Below are 18607 nucleotides of genomic sequence, written 5' to 3' on the forward strand. Positions count from 1 at the left end.
CAACCTGCCCACAGCCCGCAAGCGGTCTGATGGACAGCCTTCGGTTCGTTGGTTACCCACCTCGCCAAGATCCTCTCTTGAGTGAAATTAATGAAAATAGACTCGAACGGGAGTGCGCCTTTACCGGCACATTTTTTTTGCGCATGCGCAAAATTTACTTGCGAATGCTACAGATTGCTGTAGCATGCAATTACGTTCTCGGTCATTCAGCTTGCCGAGTGACCCACCGGAACGAGATTCCATAACCAGGAGAGTTAGTGATGAAGAACATGAAAACCTTTATGAAGAAACTGTCAGGCCGGATCTTGGCCATCACCAACGAGAAAGGCGGCGTAGGTAAAACCACTTACTGCCAACATGTTTGCCATGCCGTGATGGATGCAGGGTTGACTGTGATGGCCGTTGACTTTGACCCTCAACGTAATTTCACCGACGTAATGACTGGCCACACAGCCCTCAACACTGAAGGCTATCTCTGTTCCAGTCACCTGTTCTGTGACGAAATGCCAGATCTCCCCCTGCTCAAAACTCAGGACGGACTTTACCTGCTGGCAGCCGATCCCGAGCTGGCCGACATTGAGACTATTCCCTTTGAGTCTGGCGTTGTCACGTATCCAGGCCATCACCTGGAACAACTTATCAAAAAGCACAACATTGATGTGGTTATTATTGATACCCCGCCTGTTGCAGGGAACCGCCAATTGGCCGGTGTACTGGCTGCTACTAACGTACTGCTTCCAATGGAGCTCACGCAGTTTAGCGTTGATGGTATCGCCTCTGTGTGCCAGCGCCTGACGGTAATTTGTAACACTGTTAACACTCCACTTCCGAAGCTGACCCTACTGCCGAACCGCATTAATACCCGCGCGGCGAAAACGGCTGGATACTTGGAGGAAGTGGTTAATGAATACCCATCTGTAGCGTTGCCGGCATTGGCTCAGCGTCAACCTATCGCTGATGCTGCAGATATGGCCACCCCTGTTTGGAAACTGAGAGACGGGAACGCCCGAGTTGCAGCAACCAATATCAAAGAACAACTGGTATCTATGGTTAAGGAGATCTTGGCATGAGCAGCGCAGCTGAAGCGATGAAGAAAAAGGGCGGCCTTAAATTAGGTAAATTGAGCGCGTTGGCTACCGCAGCAAAAGGTATCCAGGCTGGCCAAGAAGTGCTGAAGGTTCATCATAGTGAGTGCTACTCAACCAAGCAGGTGAGGGTGCAATTTAGCGCAATCGAAAACCTCTCTGAGAGCATGAAGAAAAAGCAACTGCAGCCCTGCAAAGTATGGCCGAAGGACGATAAAGGCTATCGGATCTGTATTGGTGAGCGCCGTTGGCGAGCGGCTGTTCATGGTGATCTCTATCTGGATGTTATCGTGGATCCGCTCCTGGCTGAACTGTCGTCAGCAGAGGTCATTTTGTATCAGCTGACTGAAAATACTCAGCGTGAGAATCTGACGCCCCGAGAAGAAGCGCAGGCTGTTGAGCAAATGTTGGCTGAAGGGATGAAGCCAGGGGAGATCGCCATGGCCAAATCAGCCATCGAGGCGTGGAGCGAGCCAACCGCAGCCAGCTGGGTTTCCCGCATGAGAAAGCTGCTGAAAATGCCTGCCATTGTTGAGGAGCTACATGATGGCGGTTTACATGATGCGGAAACATTGAATTGCCTGACAGCTATTTATGAACTCTCTCCTGCTGCGTGTGAGGCCATGATTGCTGAGGGACTGACAACCAGAAAGGCCACCAGGACAGCATTGAAAGCTCTGAAAGCTGGTGATCAGATCCCTGGTATTACCAAAAAAGCAGAACAGGCCGAGACATTGTTTTTAGGCCCTGTAGGTCTGCAGACAGCAACTTACAGCGTTGATGTTGACCGTCTGGTTGATGGGAAATTTGCTGCAGTAGTACATATCAAGATGGCTGGTCACGAAGTTAAAGCATCTTGGCTAACTGATCCCCTCTTGGTTTCTGAACACCTTTTCGATGTAAAGGTTCGGGTATTGGCTGTGATCCGCAGCTTTATGCAGACAGTGCAGGATTGCTGCACACCAGAGGAACGAACCGATTACGAGAGCATTATGGCGTATTGGCAGCTCTCTAGTAGTCAAAACCAGGGCAACGACCAGCCACCGGTTGAACAGACCAGCGGCCAAGGCGACAAGCTGCCACCGGTTGAACAGACCAGCGGCCAAGGCGACAAGCTGCCACCGGTTGAACAGACCAGCGGCCAAGGCGACAAGCTGCCACCGGTTGAACAGACCAGCGGCCAAGGCGACAAGCTGCCACCGGTTGAACAGACCAGCGGCCAAGGCGACAAGCTGCCACCGGTTGAACAGACCAGCGGCCAAGGCGACAAGCTGCCACCGGTTGAACAGGCCAATGTCCAGGGCAACAAGCAGACTCCGGTTGAACAGGCCAACAGCCAGGGCAACAAGCAGACTCCGGTTGAGGTAGGCTGTGTCAGCATTCATGGTTTTGTGGATGATGATCCGGTTGTGCTGTGTCTCGATGTGCTGTTGCCTGGGAATGAAGTCATGGTTCAAGACAAGAACGGACAGCGCTACACCATCCCGTCTGAGGACTTTACTCTCAGCCACATTGCCAAGGCATAAGGCACCAGTTATGAACAAAATCACTCACTTTACTCAAATTCAGGAGCGGCATGGGCCGCTCCTGGCATTCCGCCGAGAGACGTTTTCTATGGGGCTCAGCACTGCAGAGGCAGCTCAGTTGTTACTGACAAGCGCCCATGACTTGAACTTGACCGAACGCCAGTCACTCTACGGCAACACGTTGAACAGTTGGATGACGGGCGGGAAAGCTCCCGCCTGGGCTATTCAGGCGGCCCTTAGCTGGCTGGAGAGGAACGGCTGGTATCCAGGCATAGATCGCGGCCAGGGCAACTCAGAACATGCAAAATCGGACTCGAGCGATTTTGCATGGTGGGCCTATAGCAAGATTAAACTGCACGGCACATTGACTGATGCAAAAGCCAATATCCCTGCTGAGTGGCCAAGTAATATCAAGGAGAATGCCGAGGCATGGCTGGTTATGTCATGGCAGGTTGAAGAGGATAAAAGGGCTAATCGAGCCGCAGAACGACATGAATGATAAGCGAGGGGATTAATGGAAAATACTAATTTGGTTTCCGTATGGGTTGAGCTAAAAACAAAAGAATACCCATCTATTAAAGATGCTTTAAATGAGCTAAATTCAGCTGTGGATATGTCAATCTCTCACAGCCGCCTTCAAGAATACCAGCAAAGCAATGATGATGCTGATAGTTTAAAACGTAAGCGCAAAAGACCGGCTATTAAAGTTATTAACTACATGCTTGCTGATGTGTTAGAGCACCTACTAAAAGAAGATGGCCTCTCACAAAACCGGATTAATGAAATCGTCAGCAAGGTGACTATTATTGGGGATTAGTCGTGGCAACGGCACCAAGCAGCGCAGGAAAGAAACCTTATAGACCACCACTTAAAAAATATGTGGATGCGTCAGCTGAGTATTTGCCTGTTCCAGTCTTGTGTTACAAGGATGACGTTAAGAGGTTCAAGGAGGTCTCTCGTAGATTGCCGGTGGCATGGAGAGACAAGGTGGCTTCAAAGTACACCCTGATATTCCTGATGACCATGCACGACAGCTCTCTTCCCGAAATTCGCAGGCTTGGCAAGGCTCGGTTCAATGCGAACAGTTGGTTGCGTGAATTTGCCAAGAATCAGAAGATGTAACTCATATGAAGACTGTATCATCTCGAGGTCGCCCCAAAGTTGAAAACCCACTCTTGCCTCATGAGAGAGCCAAGCGATACCAGCAGAAAAGAATAGATAGCGGGGATCGTAAAGTGTCTATCTGGATGGATCCGTCCACCATGGAACTTCTCGAACTACTGAGAGGGCAGGCCGGCTTTAATCAGCGAGAAAACTCAGAGTTTATTGCTGCGCTATTGATAAAGGCTGCTGGATTGCCTTGGTTCGGCCAAGATTTTGTGTTGCCTGCACAAAATGTATTTAAACCCATCCCCCCTGCCCCGATTAAACGCCCACCATTGAAATAACCCTGACTGACTTGCGCATGCGCAAAGAAAGGGGGCCGAATGCCCCCTTTCTTTATGCCGGTTTATTGGTGTCCAGCAGTGTCCGGTCTGTGGGGCTGGATCCCGTATCTTCCCCTGGCAAAGGGTTCTCTCTTAGATACGCCTGGATCTCGGCGGAGGCTTTTGTCAAAACTCTGATAACCTCTTCATTTATATTGATAACAATGCCTCGTTCATGAAGCTCTTTTTTGCCTGCATCAAGCTCTTCAGATAGTGCTGCAGGGATCTTAAAGCGAATTTCTTTAGTTTTGCTTGTGCCAATGGGGGTAAAGGATAAAGCCATGTATGTGCTCCAAAAAAAGTTGCATAATCCCCAGTGGGGATTATAATGCTGGTTATCGGGTGGCAACCCAATAACCAGGAGATTCATCATGCATTATATCGTTTCTATCGTTAAAGGGGATAACTATGGCAAGGTTATCTCTTCACATAATGATCGTTCTGCTGCCATTAAAAAACAGGGGTCTGATGAGTTTATTGTAACAACTGATATCCGGTTGAAGAAGGGGGAATGTTACCCTGAACTGACCGAACAGCAATATGAAGCTCATGTTACTGACTCTCGTTTGAGATTCTGCATTATGGCGAAAAAGGCCGAAAAGGAAACTGCGGGGTTTAATGGTGAACGATACGATTTCATGCTGTATGGCATGGATCCCTTTGAGGCGATGGAACTGTTTGGGGCTCAGGCCGAACACGAACTCAACGAGGAAGAGGCCAAAGCGCTAGATGTGGCGTCTCGGCGGGCTCGTATGAAGGCCCTGGAGCAGCATATTTGTCCAGATGATCGCAACTCCATCACAATCAGTTTCCCTGCCGTTCGTGGCATCCAGGCTGGTAAAGAGTTTTTCGCCGCGCAAGTACCCTTCATCCAGCTGGAAAAGATGTTTGTTTTTGACGATGAGGTTTTACCACCAGAGCTGCGTATGCAGCGAGAACTGAGCCAGCGGCGAGCGGTGGCCATCAGTGATTATATCGTGGGTAACCCGTCTGATTATGTCCTGCCAGCATTAACATGCTCGGTTAGCGCCAGAATGTGGTTCGATGCACTCCCTGGAAATCATGGCCAGCGCTTGGGACTTCTCAATATCCCCTTGGATGCGGTGATGCTGATCAATGATGGCCAGCATCGCAGGGCTGGGATTGAGAAAGCGATCCGCCGCCGGCCTGAGCTGAGAGGTGAAATGGTAACGGTCACCTTCTTCTTTGATGAAGGGCTCAAACGTAGCCAACAAATTTTTAGCGATATCAACTGCAAAATGGTTAAACCGAGCACCGCGATTAGCGCTCTTTTTGATCATCGAGATCTGCTCAACATTTGGATGAAGGAGGTTATGAACGGCGTTCCTGGTCTGGCTAACCGGATCGAAAAGGAAACCGGTTCGGTCGGGGCGAAATCGTCCAGGTTGTGGAGTGTGATCAGTCTGAAAAAGTTCCTGACCGCAATTTCAGGTATCAATGATAGTAATGCCGAGTTCTACCTGGGCGATGAACAGCGCAAAGCCTCTGTGGCATTTTTCACGCGCTTCTTTGAGGCTGCAGCACAACATATTCCCAAATGGGCTCAGATGATGAATGGCAGCATTCCAGCTGCAGAGGTAAGGGAAGATATGCTGATAGGTCACGCTGTATTCCTAGAGGCGCTAGGGGTCGCTTGTCGGGCGTTGTTGTTGAATGACCAGGGCCAGCCTGACTGGGCTAACTGTGATTTAACTCCATTATCCGGTTTGGCCAATATTGTTCCTCAAAAAACATCTTCTCAATGGAAATTCCGCGCAGTGAATGTAAATGGAACAATGAATAAAACAGCATTTGGCGTTGTGTCCACAGCATCAGTATTAAGGGGCATGATGGGTATTACCTTGAGCCCAGAAATGCTGAAGTCGGATAAGATTGTTTCAGACTCGTTCAATAATATTTCTCTAGAGGGTTGATTTGATATCCTGGGTGAGGAATCGCCCAGGATATTTATTTAGGCCACTCGTTCACAAAGGAGCAGTTAATGGAAATGAAATATCACACCCAAGATGAATGGGATTCTATGGCAATGGATCTACAGGCAGCAATTTTGATACGTGCCACCTCTATGAGTAATGAGGATTTAAAAGCATGGCTAGGATCAGATTTCTTAGGGTCACGTATAGCTGCACTTCCCGATAAGGTATTGTCATCAGTCGGAGTTATGTTGTCCCAGAAAGCGAATAAGCATGTTGCGGAGATCCAGCTGCTGAAGGAGGGTCAACATCGAGACGGAGAGTGATGTTGATATGGCTGAAATATGATGTTGGGCCCAGCCGGCCAAGGCCGGCCAACCTTGTCTATTCGCCCCGCGAGCGGGGCTCACCGAGCCCCGCAAGCGGTGTCTCGGCCCTTCGGGTAACGCCAAGGGGGCTCTGCGCGCTCCGCTTGCTTAACGCCCACGGTCGCCAGCGACCGTGCCCGCACACGCTCGGAGAGCGCCCTCCCGCTTCGCTGGAGGCGTTCTCCAGCTTAGCTTGGGCCTTCAGCTCCTGATCACCCTCCTGCGCCAGCGGCGCTTGAAGACTCCGTGTTGCGCATCCTCCTGATTGCATAGTCATTTGCCCCGCGCCTAGAACCTTTACCGTGTCGCCTGCAGTGAGTAAAGCCGATAAAGCTGGCTTGACTCACTTTGACGCCACGGTTAAGGGGCGCTGTGGCAAATTGACCACGCAACCAGGAGAAAACGATGCGCAACACTCTGGAGTACATCCAGCACCGCAAAGCGGCGCTGGAGCTCAGAAAGCAGGAGCTGGAGATCCTGAAGCTGCGCGAGGAGATCGCTACCGCAAGATTGAAGCGGAAGATGCTGATCTTCACCATCGGTATCAGTGGCTTAAGCCTGTTGCTATCGGTGTTTCGGGGGCGATAAGCCCCCTTTTTTTGCTTGCCTACACGCTTGCTATTGGTATCACCCGTTCAGGTTTAAAGACAAAGAACTGCTTTTGAACCGACCGGCCAAGGCCGGTCAACCATTGTCTACTCGCCCCGCGAGCGGGGCTCACCGAGCCCCGCAAGCGGTGTCTCGGCCCTTCGGGTAACGCCAAGGGGTATGAACTCCCTTCGGTCGCCAAAGACAGAGACAAAGACAAGAAGGAATTGCGCATGCGCAATTCCAGGCAGCCCCCCTTTCCGACCGGCTCACTCCCCCTGGTCACCTCGCCGCTGCTTGCAGAGTCCTACGCCGCCCCTGTCATCGGCGCAAGGTGCTTCCCTTCGGGACTCCACCTTGCGCCGCTGCCATGTTCGGCGTGGCCGGACTATGCAGCGACGGGGTGGCCAGAGGAAGTGAAAGAATGCCGGTCAGAAGGGAGGCTGGATGAAGGCGGCTGCGCCGCCGCTATTTAAAAGATAATGCGGGCGTTCCCCCCGCACCCCCCGCAGCTATGAGGTAGGTTGCAGGGCGCGAGGGCAGGGGAGGGCCCGAAAATAAACGGCTTGACAGCAATCCCCATTGGGGATTATAATAATCAGGAACTCGGGGCAATGACCCCATCATCAGGAGTATAAAATGAAAGACTTCACCGCCAAAGAGCAGGAAATAATTTCCACCGCTAACAACATCATTTTGAGTCGATTTAAAAAGTATCCACTCCTTAACTCTCCGAAGCTAATTAGAAATTATTTGGCTTCAAAGTTAGTCATGGAAGAAAATACATTTAGAATATTGTTGTTGAATGAGACTTTTTGCTTGATAGATGATGTTCCATTAACGCTAGGTTCCATTGATATTTCAAGTGTGTATGCAAGGGAGGTAATGGGAGAGATTTTGCAGAAGTATGCCAAAGCCGCAATGAAAATTGTGATAGAGCATAATGCATCGGCAATTCTGATGGTGCATAGCCACCCGCAGGGATTTGTATATCCGAGCAATGCAGACAAGGAAATAACAACTCAAATAACAGCTGCGCTAGGTTTGGTCGGTGTTCGAGTGGTTGATCATGTTATCCTGGCCGGAGATAAAACCTATTCATTTTCAGAACATGGCATTTTAGGGGCAAAGTGACCCCATTATCAGGAGGTTGAAATGAGTGTGTTTACCGTAGAAGAGTTAGAGCTTATTGCCGCTGCCAACGCTGTCATTTTGGAAAAGTTCAAGCGCGGCATGTCTCTTACTTCACCTGATTTGGTGGCGGAATATCTAACTACAAAGTTAGCCGTAGAAGAGCAAGAGGTTTTCAGGGTGTTATTGTTGGATAGCAAACACCGCTTAATTGATGATGTCGCCTTGTTCAAAGGATCTATCGCTGCGGCCTATGTTCATCCAAGAGACATTATAAAAAAAGTGTTGGATGTAAATGCAGCAGCCGTGATCTGCGCTCATAACCACCCATCAGGGCATATCTCCCCAAGCCGAGCCGATATTGATATCACTGACCAGATTAAGGCTGCGCTTGCTACTATAGATGTTCGCCTCCTCGATCATGTTATTGTAGGAGGTGGAGAAACTTATTCTTTTGCTGGTCGTGGCATTCTAAATTAAATCCAAATAAAACAGTTGATTATAATCCCCTTTGGGGATTATAATCTATTTGTCATCGGGGCAATGACCCCATTATCTGGAGAGTGAAAAATGCAAGACCTTCAATTTTATCCAACTGGCGCAATCCTGGCCCGCAAGGCGTTTAACAAGTTCCTCAACAAGAGAGTTACCCGACTGCTTGAACCTAGTGCTGGTCGTGGTGATCTGTTGCTTGGCTTTTTTGAAAGCCTGGGGCGTTGGACGAAGGGGGAAACGCTAGTTGATTGCGTTGAAATGGATCTTAATAATCAAGCCGTTTTACGAGATAAAAAAATTCCAGTGGTCGGCAGTGACTTTCTGAATTTCTGGCCAGCAACAATTTATAGTCATATCCTAATGAATCCCCCTTTCTTGGTTGGGGCAAAGCATGTTTTGCATGCCTGGGAGCTGCTTTATAATGGTGAGCTGGTTGCAATCGTTAATGCTGAGACGGTAAAAAATCCGTTTTCAAAAGAACGGCAGTTGCTGGCCAACTTGATTGAAGATCATAGCGCGTCCGAGGTCGAATATTTAAAGGAGGCTTTTTTAAGCCCTGACACTGACCGTACAACCGCTGTTGAAATTGCAATCATTCATTTGGTTAAAAAATCAAACTCAGACATGAGTTTTATAACTGATCTCCGCCGTGATGTTACTCGCAAGTGGGGGGCCCCCCAAGGTGTTGAGAACCTTAAAAATCAATTGATGTTGCCAAGCAATGAGCTTGAAAACAGAGTTTTGGACTTTCGTTGTGCTGTTGAAGCCATGATCCAGTCTGAAGACGCAAAGGCCCGTTATTTGATCTTGTCTGGCCGCCTGGAAGAGCTGATATCAGAAACCCAAGATAAGCCCATCGAGGCCGGAGAAGTGCCAAAATCAATCATGGACGGTCGCAACGAGCGAATTAACAAAGCTTATTGCGAATTGAAAAAAAGGGCTTGGTCGGGAGTTCTGAAAAGTACCCAAGTAACTGATAAACTCTCGGTCAAAGCCAGAAATAGCCTCAACTCACAGTTTGAAGAAGTCAGCCAGCTTGAATTTGACCTCCTCAATATAATCGGATTTATTCAGGGGTTGGTATCTCAACAGGGGCAGATTCAAACTGATATGATGTGTGATGTATTTGACCTGTTCACCAGATATCACCATGACAACCGCTGTTATTATCAAGGGTGGAAAAGTAACAGCAAGCATAAAACTTGTGCATACAAAATAAAAATGAGCCGGATGGTTATTCCAGCGCATGACAGGCATGGGTATACGTGGCGCAACCAGTTAAGTTATGAGGATACCAACCTTTTTAATGATATAGATCGCGTGTTTGCAATGTTGGAAGGGAAACATGCTGATGCAGTTAGCGGTTTAAGCAAGCTGTTTGGAAACGTTGAATCATTTAAACAGCTATGTCAGGGGGCGCGATTGAGCTCTGATTATTTTGATGTGCGTTTTTATCCGAATGCTGGCACGTTCCATTTGTTCCCTCGCCGTGCCGACCTGATAGACCGGCTTAATCGTACAATCGGGAAACATAGAAATTGGCTGCCGCATGATGAAAGCTCGGTATCCGCTGAGTTCTGGCAACAATATGAAAAAGCCGAAAAGGTCACCGGCAAGATCCAGCTAGGTAAAATTGACTGGTGGAAGTTCCATAATGGTGAGGAAGAGCAAAAATATATCGAGCATGAAAAAGTACATGCCGCTTTGATTGAATCGCAGGCTGCTTGTGGTTTAACCCCTTGGGTGCCCGCGCTGTCTCAAACTAAAAACCTGCCCGTAGCGGCATAATTCTAATGGGGCGTTAGCGCCCCATTTTTTAAAGAGAGTGAGATAATGAATAATGTTGTTAGCATTCCACATCTGAGCGAATTGGAAATCAGTGTGTTGGTTACCGTATCCACCGCCCATGTTAGTGAGCAAGACAGTGTTTTACTCAATGAGCTGTCAGCGCATGAGCTATGCCATGGTGATAAGCATGATTGCCTGGGCTTTTTATTTGGGGGGAACTACGGATGGATCATTAAATTCAGTGTTGATTCTTGGCCAGGCCGGTTAGCTGAAAAGGGCATATCTGAAGGGGCGATAAGTAATCTAAAGAACCTGGCCGCAGCAGGGGCCCAAGGCGTTATCTTCGATCAAGATGCTGATCGGATTGATGGGCTAATCATCTTCGAGTGGTGAGAGAATGAGCAGCAGCCCAATAGAACATGTCAAAAGCATCATCACTGAGCTATATCCAGATCTTAAGTGCCATATCCATGAAAACAAGCGGCTAGGGCGTATTCATATCGTGTGGAGCCAAGGCCCCCAAGAGCAAGCGCTAAGGACGGCGCTTTCAGAATATGGGTTTGACTCGCGCGGCACATACAAAGTAACCACTTATCGACTACCAGATAATTTTAAAGAAACATTGATATTCGATTGACAGTAATCCCCTTTGGGGATTATACTGTTTGTGTTGTCGGGGCAATGACCCCATTATCTGGAGTGAACATGGAAATTAAATACGCAGACCCTCATGTGTCAGAAATCACCAAAACGGATATCAACATGCTCGAGCAATTTAAATCTCGCTTTGGCTTGAGTGATTCCAAATGCTTCATATTTGAAACAGTACATGGCCACCTCGCAAGCATGATAGTTCAGGATTACAACCAAGCTTTGCATTGTAGACTGTCACGCGCAGATATGGAGTTTGCTTTAGGCTTTGAGTGCGTCCGTCATATCAGTTTTGAGAATGGCTGTCTGAAAGTTGGTTTTCACAGTCAGAATTAATAAAAGCCTGGGGGCTCGCCCCCAGGCTTTAGGGGGTGTATATGGTATTAGTCTTTTCATTCTTTGCGCTGACGGCTCTATCACTTGCTGCGTGGTGGCGGGTACTCGTTTCAAATAGGGATTTAAGAAAGGTTGATTACGGCATGGCGATGGCATTGTTTATTGCAATGTGCGCGGTCTCTCTCCTTGTATTTTATTTTGCTCCCTTGTATGGCTCATGGGTATGGTTACTCGGGTTTGTGTCTATTAATGGATTGGCAATCCAAGCCATTAGCTATCTGTTTGGTTTTTCTTGGGGAGGGGAAGTTTTAATTTATGGGGAGTCAGTGTGATTGATTGTCGTAAGCGGATAAAAAAACTCCCTCAAATCGAACCGCATGGGTTCATTGTGCCTGGGTATAATCTGAAATTATCCGAGAATGTAGCGATGACGCTCAGATTTCTATCTGGGGATGATGCCTATATGCCTGGGCCGCTTGATGTATTCGAGGCCGACAATGGAGCTATATTTTTAGCTGCTGATCGTCCTGGGCTTGCTCGCGTTCTATGGGTCGGAAATTACGTTGATGAAATGGTAAGCCATCAGGCAGCAGGGATCATCGCTACAATCTTCACACTAACGGGCCTATCTGAAGTGGTGCCAGAGCAGGCTAAGGGAGCGATCCGCGTGAAGTTAGACCAGCTGAAAAATTACGCTACTACTCACGTTGAATCAGCCATCATTGAGCGAGTATTAGACTGAAAAAGCAGTGGTGCCGGCAGCGCCGCGAAAAGAGAAGGGCAGGGGCTTGCGCCCCTGCCCTTTTTCATTGTGCCCTTGGCTGTATAAGAACCTGGACAGGTAGGGGAGGTCTCTGTTCCTGGTCGCCTCGAGAGAGGATGGGCTGCCAAGTATGGAGAAGCCCATAAGGTTCGCTCTGTGTAATGGTCGGTTGCTGTCCCCAGTGATTAGGCAACCAGGGACTCATTCACTCAGGCTGCCCATGTTATATGGATGGTGGCCGTCACACCTCGATCAGTGGTGTCTTGTATTTTCAAAGGTGTAGGTGCTGGATAATTTAAAGCACAAAAAGGCTTTGAACCGACCGGCCAAGGCCGGTCAACCATTGTCTACTCGCCCCGCGAGCGGGGCTCACCGAGCCCCGCAAGCGGTGTCTCGGCCCTTCGGGTAACGCCAAGGGGTATGAACTCCCTTCGGTCGCCAAAGACAGAGACAAAGACAAGAAGGAATTGCGCATGCGCAATTCCAGGCAGCCCCCCTTTCCGACCGGCTCACTCCCCCTGGTCACCTCGCCGCTGCTTGCAGAGTCCTACGCCGCCCCTGTCATCGGCGCAAGGTGCTTCCCTTCGGGACTCCACCTTGCGCCGCTGCCATGTTCGGCGTGGCCGGACTATGCAGCGACGGGGTGGCCAGAGGAAGTGAAAGAATGCCGGTCAGAAGGGAGGCTGGATGAAGGCGGCTGCGCCGCCGCTATTTAAAAGATAATGCGGGCGTTCCCCCCGCACCCCCCGCAGCTATGAGGTAGGTTGCAGGGCGCGAGGGCAGGGGAGGGCCCGAAAATAAACGGCTTGACAGCAATCCCCATTGGGGATTATAATAATCAGGAACTCGGGGCAATGACCCCATCACCAGGAGCAATGATTATGACCGACCTTTATGCAGTTGTGACTGACACCATCATCAAGCAAATGGAAGCTGGCCTAGAAGAGTCTGGCCCGCTCTGGGTTAATCAATGCAGCAGCATGCCCACAAACTTTTCAACCGGTGTGCCCTATAAGGGGATCAATGTTCTGCTCCTTTGGGCGGCAGCTTATGAGCACGGTTACACCTCCCCATATTGGCTGACGTTCAAACAGCTCGTTGCGTTGGGGGGTAACGTCAAAGGTCAGAAGTCGGTTACCTGTATCCGATATCAAATAGCGGAACGGAAAAACGATCAGGGCGAAATTGAAAAGTATCCAATGGTTAAGCCATTCCATGTATTTAATCTTGATCAGATCGAAGGGATCACCGCTCCCGCTGTGGCCAATCCTGGTACAACCGGCATGATCGAAGCCTGCGAACGGATTTTCACTTTGAGCGGCGCGGTGATCCATGAAGAAGGCGACAAGGCATGTTACATGCCGCATCGTGATGAAATTTACCTCCCGACCCGCCAACAATTTTTTGAGCTAGAGCGATTTTACTCTGTAGGGTTCCATGAGCTGACGCACTGGACGGCGCATAAATCTCGCCTTGACCGAGACCTATCTGGCCGATTTGGTGATGAAGCCTATGCATTTGAGGAGCTGGTTGCCGAGCTCGGCGCTTGTTTCTTAAGCTCTGATGCCGGATTTTTCTATCGGGGTGTGCCGCACCATGCGAGCTACATTCAATCATGGTTGCGAGTTTTGAAGTCAGACAAAAAGGCAATCTTTAGTGCTGCCTCCCAAGCTCAGAAAGCATACGACTACATCAATGGCCTTGTGACTGTAGCTGCGGAACAGCCTGAAAAAGTTGCCGCTTAAATAAATGTGAGTCGCTCACTTATATTTTAAAAGCTCAGTTCTCTGGGCTTTTTTTTCACTCACTGGGAAAATATCGCTTGCGAATAATCCCCAATGGGGATTATAATAATCAGGAACTCGGGGCAATGACCCCATAACAAGGAGACTCGACATGGAGAATATGATCGTCGTAACCCCCTGCTACAAGGTTATTGGAACCATTACAGGGGAGGATCCTAAAACTGGTTTCATTCTGGTTGATAACAAACCCACTCTTATTCATAAGTCGGAGTTAACACTTTGCCTTGACCAATTTGGAGAGTTTCAGCGCCAGAGTTTGCCAGAGTCATTCTATCAAGTGGAGGCTGCGATATGACCGGCGCAGACGTTGTTAAAGCCTTTGCCAATGGACATCAAATTAATATACCAATCATGCCAATAAATAACTTCAGCTTGCTTTTGGCAGAAATAAATAAATTTACCGGCCTAGTTCCAAAGAAAAAGGGGAAAAGAAAATGAAATCTGCAATCAAAATTCTGGCTGACTGGGCTGAGCTTCAAATCAAGGATATCAATCTCGGTGTGCCGTTCAAAGACGTTCAAGCCTACGAGAAATTGCATGCAGAGCAATTCAATAATTGGTGCAAGGCTCACGGTGTTGATTGCTCGATGGCCCTGAAAATTTTCAATTTCAAGGGCGTTACATCCAAGAAAGAAACAGCAGTTGAAAATTACAAAATAGCGGCTAACAGAGCCAATCAGTGGTTGTCATTTTCGTTTGAACCGACAAAAGAACAATATTCAAACCTTTCCATTCGCCCCGTTGTTACTGTCATCTATGAAGGGGATGAATATACTGAAGAGGCTGCGGAAGGTGAAACGCCTGAAATGTGGTCTCTGTATGCAACAGAGAGAAAAAGCTGCCTGACGTTCTGTTTCGCAGACATTGATAGCGAAGAGCTTGCAAATGAATTTGCAGGGTTTGCCAGTGAAATTTATGGGTTGCCATTAGTTCAGTAATAGATATGGCCGTCTTGTTTAGACGGCCTTTTTGTTTGCGGGCTGGGGCGGGCCTCGCCAGCAGCAGCCCCAGATCTCTTGCCAGTGATGCCGCGCAGGCCAAGGGGCCTCGATGTGCTCGCCTCTCGGTGAAATCCCACCCGCCCTACGGTCGGGGCCCGAGATTCCACCTCCAAGCGACCTGCCGCTGTGGGATGGCCGCGCGAGCTCGGCCCGCCGCGCACCATGGCTCGCCCTTCGGGCTGCCGGTGCTGGCGGCGAGCCTCGCCAGCAGCAACCCCAGATCTCTTGCCAGTGATGCCGCGCAGGCCAAGGGGCCTCGATGTGCTCGCCTCTCGGTGAAATCCCACCCGCCCTACGGTCGGGGCCCGAGATTCCACCTCCAAGCGACCTGCCGCTGTGGGATGGCCGCGCGAGCTCGGCCCGCCGCGCACCATGGCTCGCCCTTCGGGCTGCCGGTGCTGGCGGCGAACCTCGCCAGCAGCAACCCCAGATCTCTTGCCAGTGATGCCGCGCAGGCCAAGGGGCCTCGATGTGCTCGCCTCTCGGTGAAATCCCACCCGCCCTACGGTCGGGGCCCGAGATTCCACCTCCAAGCGACCTGCCGCTGTGGGATGGCCGCGCGAGCTCGGCCCGCCGCGCACCATGGCTCGCCCTTCGGGCTGCCGGTGCTGGCGGCGAGCCTCGCCAGCAGCAACCCCAGATCTCTTGCCAGTGATGCCGCGCAGGCCAAGGGGCCTCGATGTGCTCGCCTCTCGGTGAAATCCCACCCGCCCTACGGTCGGGGCCCGAGATTCCACCTCCAAGCGACCTGCCGCTGTGGGATGGCCGCGCGAGCTCGGCCCGCCCTTCGGGCTGCCGGTGCTGGCGGCGAACCTCGCCAGCAGCAGCCCCAGATCTCTTGCCAGTGATGCCGCGCAGGCCAAGGGGCCTCGATGTGCTCGCCTCTCGGTGAAATCCCACCCGCCCTACGGTCGGGGCCCGAGATTCCACCTCCAAGCGACCTGCCGCTGTGGGATGGCCGCGCGAGCTCGGCCCGCCGCGCACCATGGCTCGCCCTTCGGGCTGCCGGTGCTGGCGGCGAACCTCGCCAGCAGCAGCCCCAGATCTCTTGCCAGTGATGCCGCGCAGGCCAAGGGGCCTCGATGTGCTCGCCTCTCGGTGAAATCCCACCCGCCCTACGGTCGGGGCCCGAGATTCCACCTCCAAGCGACCTGCCGCTGTGGGATGGCCGCGCGAGCTCGGCCCGCCGCGCACCATGGCTCGCCCTTCGGGCTGCCGGTGCTGGCGGCGAGCCTCGCCAGCAGCAACCCAGATCTCGATCACCAGCTGTTCCTGGTAACCGGTGGCCACGGAGCTCGGCCCACCGCGCACCATGGCTCGCCCTTCGGGCTGCCGGTGCTGGCGGCGAACCTCGCCAGCAGCAACCCAGATCTCGATCACCAGCTGTTCCTGGTAACCGGTGGCCACGGAGCTCGGCCCGCCGCGCACCATGGCTCGCCCTTCGGGCTGCCGGTGCTGGCGGCGAGCCTCGCCAGCAGCAACCCAGATCTCGATCACCAGCTGTTCCTGGTAACCGGTGGCCACGGAGCTCGGCCCACCGCGCACCATGGCTCGCCCTTCGGGCTGCCGGTGCTGGCGGCGAACCTCGCCAGCAGCAGCCCCAGATCTCTTGCCAGTGATGCCGCGCAGGCCAAGGGGCCTCGATGTGCTCGCCTCTCGGTGAAATCCCACCCGCCCTACGGTCGGGGCCCGAGATTCCACCTCCAAGCGACCTGCCGCTGTGGGATGGCCGCGCGAGCTCGGCCCACCGCGCACCATGGCTCGCCCTTCGGGCTGCCGGTGCTGGCGGCGAGCCTCGCCAGCAGCAACCCCAGATCTCTTGCCAGTGATGCCGCGCAGGCCAAGGGGCCTCGATGTGCTCGCCTCTCGGTGAAATCCCACCCGCCCTACGGTCGGGGCCCGAGATTCCACCTCCAAGCGACCTGCCGCTGTGGGATGGCCGCGCGAGCTCGGCCCACCGCGCACCATGGCTCGCCCTTCGGGCTGCCGGTGCTGGCGGCGAGCCTCGCCAGTATCGGCCCCAGATCGCTTGCCAGTAATGCCGCGCAGGCCAAGGGGCCTCGATGTGCTCGCCTCTCGGTGAAATCCCACCCGCCCTACGGTCGGGGCCCGAGATTCCACCTCCAAGCGACCTGCCGCTGTGGGATGGCCGCGCGAGCTCGGCCCGCCGCGCACCATGGCTCGCCCTTCGGGCTGCCGGTGCTGGCGGCGAGCCTCGCCAGCAGCAACCCCAGATCTCGATCACCAGCTGTTCCTGGTAACCGGTGGCCACGGAGCTCGGCCCACCGCGCACCATGGCTCGCCCTTCGGGCTGCCGGTGCTGGCGGCGAACCTCGCCAGCAGCAGCCCCAGATCTCTTGCCAGTGATGCCGCGCAGGCCAAGGGGCCTCGATGTGCTCGCCTCTCGGTGAAATCCCACCCGCCCTACGGTCGGGGCCCGAGATTCCACCTCCAAGCGACCTGCCGCTGTGGGATGGCCGCGCGAGCTCGGCCCGCCGCGCACCATGGCTCGCCCTTCGGGCTGCCGGTGCTGGCGGCGAGCCTCGCCAGCAGCAACCCAGATCTCGATCACCAGCTGTTCCTGGTAACCGGTGGCCACGGAGCTCGGCCCACCGCGCACCATGGCTCGCCCTTCGGGCTGCCGGTGCTGGCGGCGAACCTCGCCAGCAGCAACCCAGATCTCGATCACCAGCTGTTCCTGGTAACCGGTGGCCACGGAGCTCGGCCCGCCGCGCACCATGGCTCGCCCTTCGGGCTGCCGGTGCTGGCGGCGAGCCTCGCCAGCAGCAACCCAGATCTCGATCACCAGCTGTTCCTGGTAACCGGTGGCCACGGAGCTCGGCCCACCGCGCACCATGGCTCGCCCTTCGGGCTGCCGGTGCTGGCGGCGAGCCTCGCCAGCAGCAACCCAGATCTCGATCACCAGCTGTTCCTGGTAACCGGTGGCCACGGAGCTCGGCCCACCGCGCACCATGGCTCGCCCTTCGGGCTGCCGGTGCTGGCGGCGAACCTCGCCAGCAGCAGCCCCAGATCTCTTGCCAGTGATGCCGCGCAGGCCAAGGGGCCTCGATGTGCTCGCCTCTCGGTGAAATCCCACCCGCCCTACGGTCGGGGCCCGAGATTCCACCTCCAAGCGACCTGCCGCTGTGGGATGGCCGCGCGAGCTCGGCCCACCGCGCACCATGGCTCGCCCTTCGGGCTGCCGGTGCTGGCGGCGAGCCTCGCCAGCAGCAACCCCAGATCTCTTGCCAGTGATGCCGCGCAGGCCAAGGGGCCTCGATGTGCTCGCCTCTCGGTGAAATCCCACCCGCCCTACGGTCGGGGCCCGAGATTCCACCTCCAAGCGACCTGCCGCTGTGGGATGGCCGCGCGAGCTCGGCCCACCGCGCACCATGGCTCGCCCTTCGGGCTGCCGGTGCTGGCGGCGAGCCTCGCCAGTATCGGCCCCAGATCGCTTGCCAGTAATGCCGCGCAGGCCAAGGGGCCTCGATGTGCTCGCCTCTCGGTGAAATCCCACCCGCCCTACGGTCGGGGCCCGAGATTCCACCTCCAAGCGACCTGCCGCTGTGGGATGGCCGCGCGAGCTCGGCCCGCCGCGCACCATGGCTCGCCCTTCGGGCTGCCGGTGCTGGCGGCGAGCCTCGCCAGC

General features: G+C 53.1%; 21 protein-coding genes. 20 read left to right on the top strand and 1 reads right to left on the bottom strand.

From position 1 onward, the window contains the following. The first annotated feature begins 260 nt into the window (after window positions 1-260). The 6 genes from I6L35_RS20780 (at window position 261) to I6L35_RS20805 (ending at window position 4059) form a co-directional block, all read left to right on the top strand. Window positions 261-1070 carry a ParA family protein gene (locus tag I6L35_RS20780; protein ID WP_216980393.1) on the top strand — a complete coding sequence of 270 codons (810 nt, stop codon included), beginning with the start codon at window positions 261-263 and terminating at the stop codon, window positions 1068-1070. After that, a complete protein-coding gene (locus I6L35_RS20785; RefSeq protein ID WP_216980394.1) occupies window positions 1067-2611 on the top strand; it encodes a ParB/RepB/Spo0J family partition protein in 1545 nt (514 codons plus the stop codon). Before I6L35_RS20780 ends, I6L35_RS20785 begins: the two co-directional genes overlap by 4 nt. Window positions 2612-2621: 10 nt before the next feature. Continuing rightward, window positions 2622-3110: a hypothetical protein gene (locus I6L35_RS20790; protein ID WP_216980395.1), complete on the top strand. Its 489-nt coding sequence runs from the start codon at window positions 2622-2624 to the stop codon at window positions 3108-3110. A gap of 15 nt (window positions 3111-3125) precedes the next feature. After that, on the top strand, window positions 3126-3428 hold the full coding sequence (locus tag I6L35_RS20795; protein WP_216980396.1) for a hypothetical protein: 303 nt from the start codon (window positions 3126-3128) through the stop codon (window positions 3426-3428). A gap of 2 nt (window positions 3429-3430) precedes the next feature. Continuing rightward, complete coding sequence (locus I6L35_RS20800; RefSeq protein ID WP_216980397.1) at window positions 3431-3733, top strand: hypothetical protein; 303 nt, start codon at window positions 3431-3433, stop codon at window positions 3731-3733. Window positions 3734-3873: 140 nt separating this feature from the next. Then, window positions 3874-4059, top strand: a complete 186-nt coding sequence (locus tag I6L35_RS20805; RefSeq protein WP_216980398.1) for a hypothetical protein — start codon at window positions 3874-3876, stop codon at window positions 4057-4059. Between the two features lie 52 nt (window positions 4060-4111). Here the strand turns inward: I6L35_RS20805 and I6L35_RS20810 are convergent, their stop codons facing one another. Continuing rightward, window positions 4112-4471: a hypothetical protein gene (locus I6L35_RS20810; protein WP_216980399.1), complete on the bottom strand. Its 360-nt coding sequence runs from the start codon at window positions 4469-4471 to the stop codon at window positions 4112-4114. On the opposite strand from I6L35_RS20810, the gene I6L35_RS20815 reads away from it, so the two are divergent. From I6L35_RS20815 to I6L35_RS20880, 14 genes are all read left to right on the top strand, one after another. Beyond that, window positions 4470-6032 (top strand): DNA sulfur modification protein DndB, encoded by a 1563-nt coding sequence (locus I6L35_RS20815; protein WP_216980400.1) that lies wholly within the window; start codon window positions 4470-4472, stop codon window positions 6030-6032. The two genes, I6L35_RS20810 and I6L35_RS20815, sit on opposite strands and share 2 nt — an antisense overlap. Before the next feature lie 68 nt (window positions 6033-6100). Beyond that, on the top strand, window positions 6101-6358 hold the full coding sequence (locus I6L35_RS20820; RefSeq protein ID WP_216980401.1) for a hypothetical protein: 258 nt from the start codon (window positions 6101-6103) through the stop codon (window positions 6356-6358). A gap of 447 nt (window positions 6359-6805) precedes the next feature. Then, window positions 6806-6988: a hypothetical protein gene (locus I6L35_RS20825; RefSeq protein WP_216980402.1), complete on the top strand. Its 183-nt coding sequence runs from the start codon at window positions 6806-6808 to the stop codon at window positions 6986-6988. 639 nt (window positions 6989-7627) lie between these two features. Continuing rightward, a complete protein-coding gene (locus I6L35_RS20830; RefSeq protein WP_216980403.1) occupies window positions 7628-8122 on the top strand; it encodes a JAB domain-containing protein in 495 nt (164 codons plus the stop codon). A 21-nt stretch (window positions 8123-8143) separates the two neighbouring features. After that, the gene (gene radC, locus I6L35_RS20835) at window positions 8144-8599 is read left to right on the top strand and encodes a DNA repair protein RadC (protein WP_216980404.1); all 456 of its coding nucleotides are present in this window, start codon (window positions 8144-8146) and stop codon (window positions 8597-8599) included. A 90-nt stretch (window positions 8600-8689) separates the two neighbouring features. Next, complete coding sequence (locus I6L35_RS20840; RefSeq protein WP_216980405.1) at window positions 8690-10402, top strand: DUF4942 domain-containing protein; 1713 nt, start codon at window positions 8690-8692, stop codon at window positions 10400-10402. A gap of 45 nt (window positions 10403-10447) precedes the next feature. After that, entirely contained in the window at window positions 10448-10795 is a 348-nt protein-coding gene (locus tag I6L35_RS20845) for a hypothetical protein (protein WP_216980340.1), read from the top strand. 312 nt (window positions 10796-11107) lie between these two features. After that, window positions 11108-11389: a hypothetical protein gene (locus I6L35_RS20850; protein WP_216980341.1), complete on the top strand. Its 282-nt coding sequence runs from the start codon at window positions 11108-11110 to the stop codon at window positions 11387-11389. A gap of 41 nt (window positions 11390-11430) precedes the next feature. Next, window positions 11431-11721: a hypothetical protein gene (locus I6L35_RS20855; RefSeq protein WP_216980342.1), complete on the top strand. Its 291-nt coding sequence runs from the start codon at window positions 11431-11433 to the stop codon at window positions 11719-11721. Next, window positions 11718-12131, top strand: a complete 414-nt coding sequence (locus tag I6L35_RS20860) for an antirestriction protein (protein ID WP_216980343.1) — start codon at window positions 11718-11720, stop codon at window positions 12129-12131. The genes I6L35_RS20855 and I6L35_RS20860 overlap by 4 nt, the downstream gene beginning before the upstream one ends. Before the next feature lie 902 nt (window positions 12132-13033). Then, window positions 13034-13897 carry an ArdC family protein gene (locus I6L35_RS20865; protein ID WP_216980344.1) on the top strand — a complete coding sequence of 288 codons (864 nt, stop codon included), beginning with the start codon at window positions 13034-13036 and terminating at the stop codon, window positions 13895-13897. Between the two features lie 151 nt (window positions 13898-14048). Continuing rightward, window positions 14049-14252, top strand: a complete 204-nt coding sequence (locus I6L35_RS20870) for a hypothetical protein (RefSeq protein ID WP_216980345.1) — start codon at window positions 14049-14051, stop codon at window positions 14250-14252. Further along, entirely contained in the window at window positions 14249-14395 is a 147-nt protein-coding gene (locus I6L35_RS20875; protein ID WP_216980346.1) for a hypothetical protein, read from the top strand. Before I6L35_RS20870 ends, I6L35_RS20875 begins: the two co-directional genes overlap by 4 nt. Next, window positions 14392-14895 carry a hypothetical protein gene (locus tag I6L35_RS20880; RefSeq protein ID WP_216980347.1) on the top strand — a complete coding sequence of 168 codons (504 nt, stop codon included), beginning with the start codon at window positions 14392-14394 and terminating at the stop codon, window positions 14893-14895. Before I6L35_RS20875 ends, I6L35_RS20880 begins: the two co-directional genes overlap by 4 nt. Window positions 14896-18607 lie beyond the last annotated feature (3712 nt).

This window comes from Aeromonas sp. FDAARGOS 1405 (assembly GCF_019048265.1).
GTDB classification, from domain to species: Bacteria; Pseudomonadota; Gammaproteobacteria; order Enterobacterales; family Aeromonadaceae; genus Aeromonas; species Aeromonas veronii_A.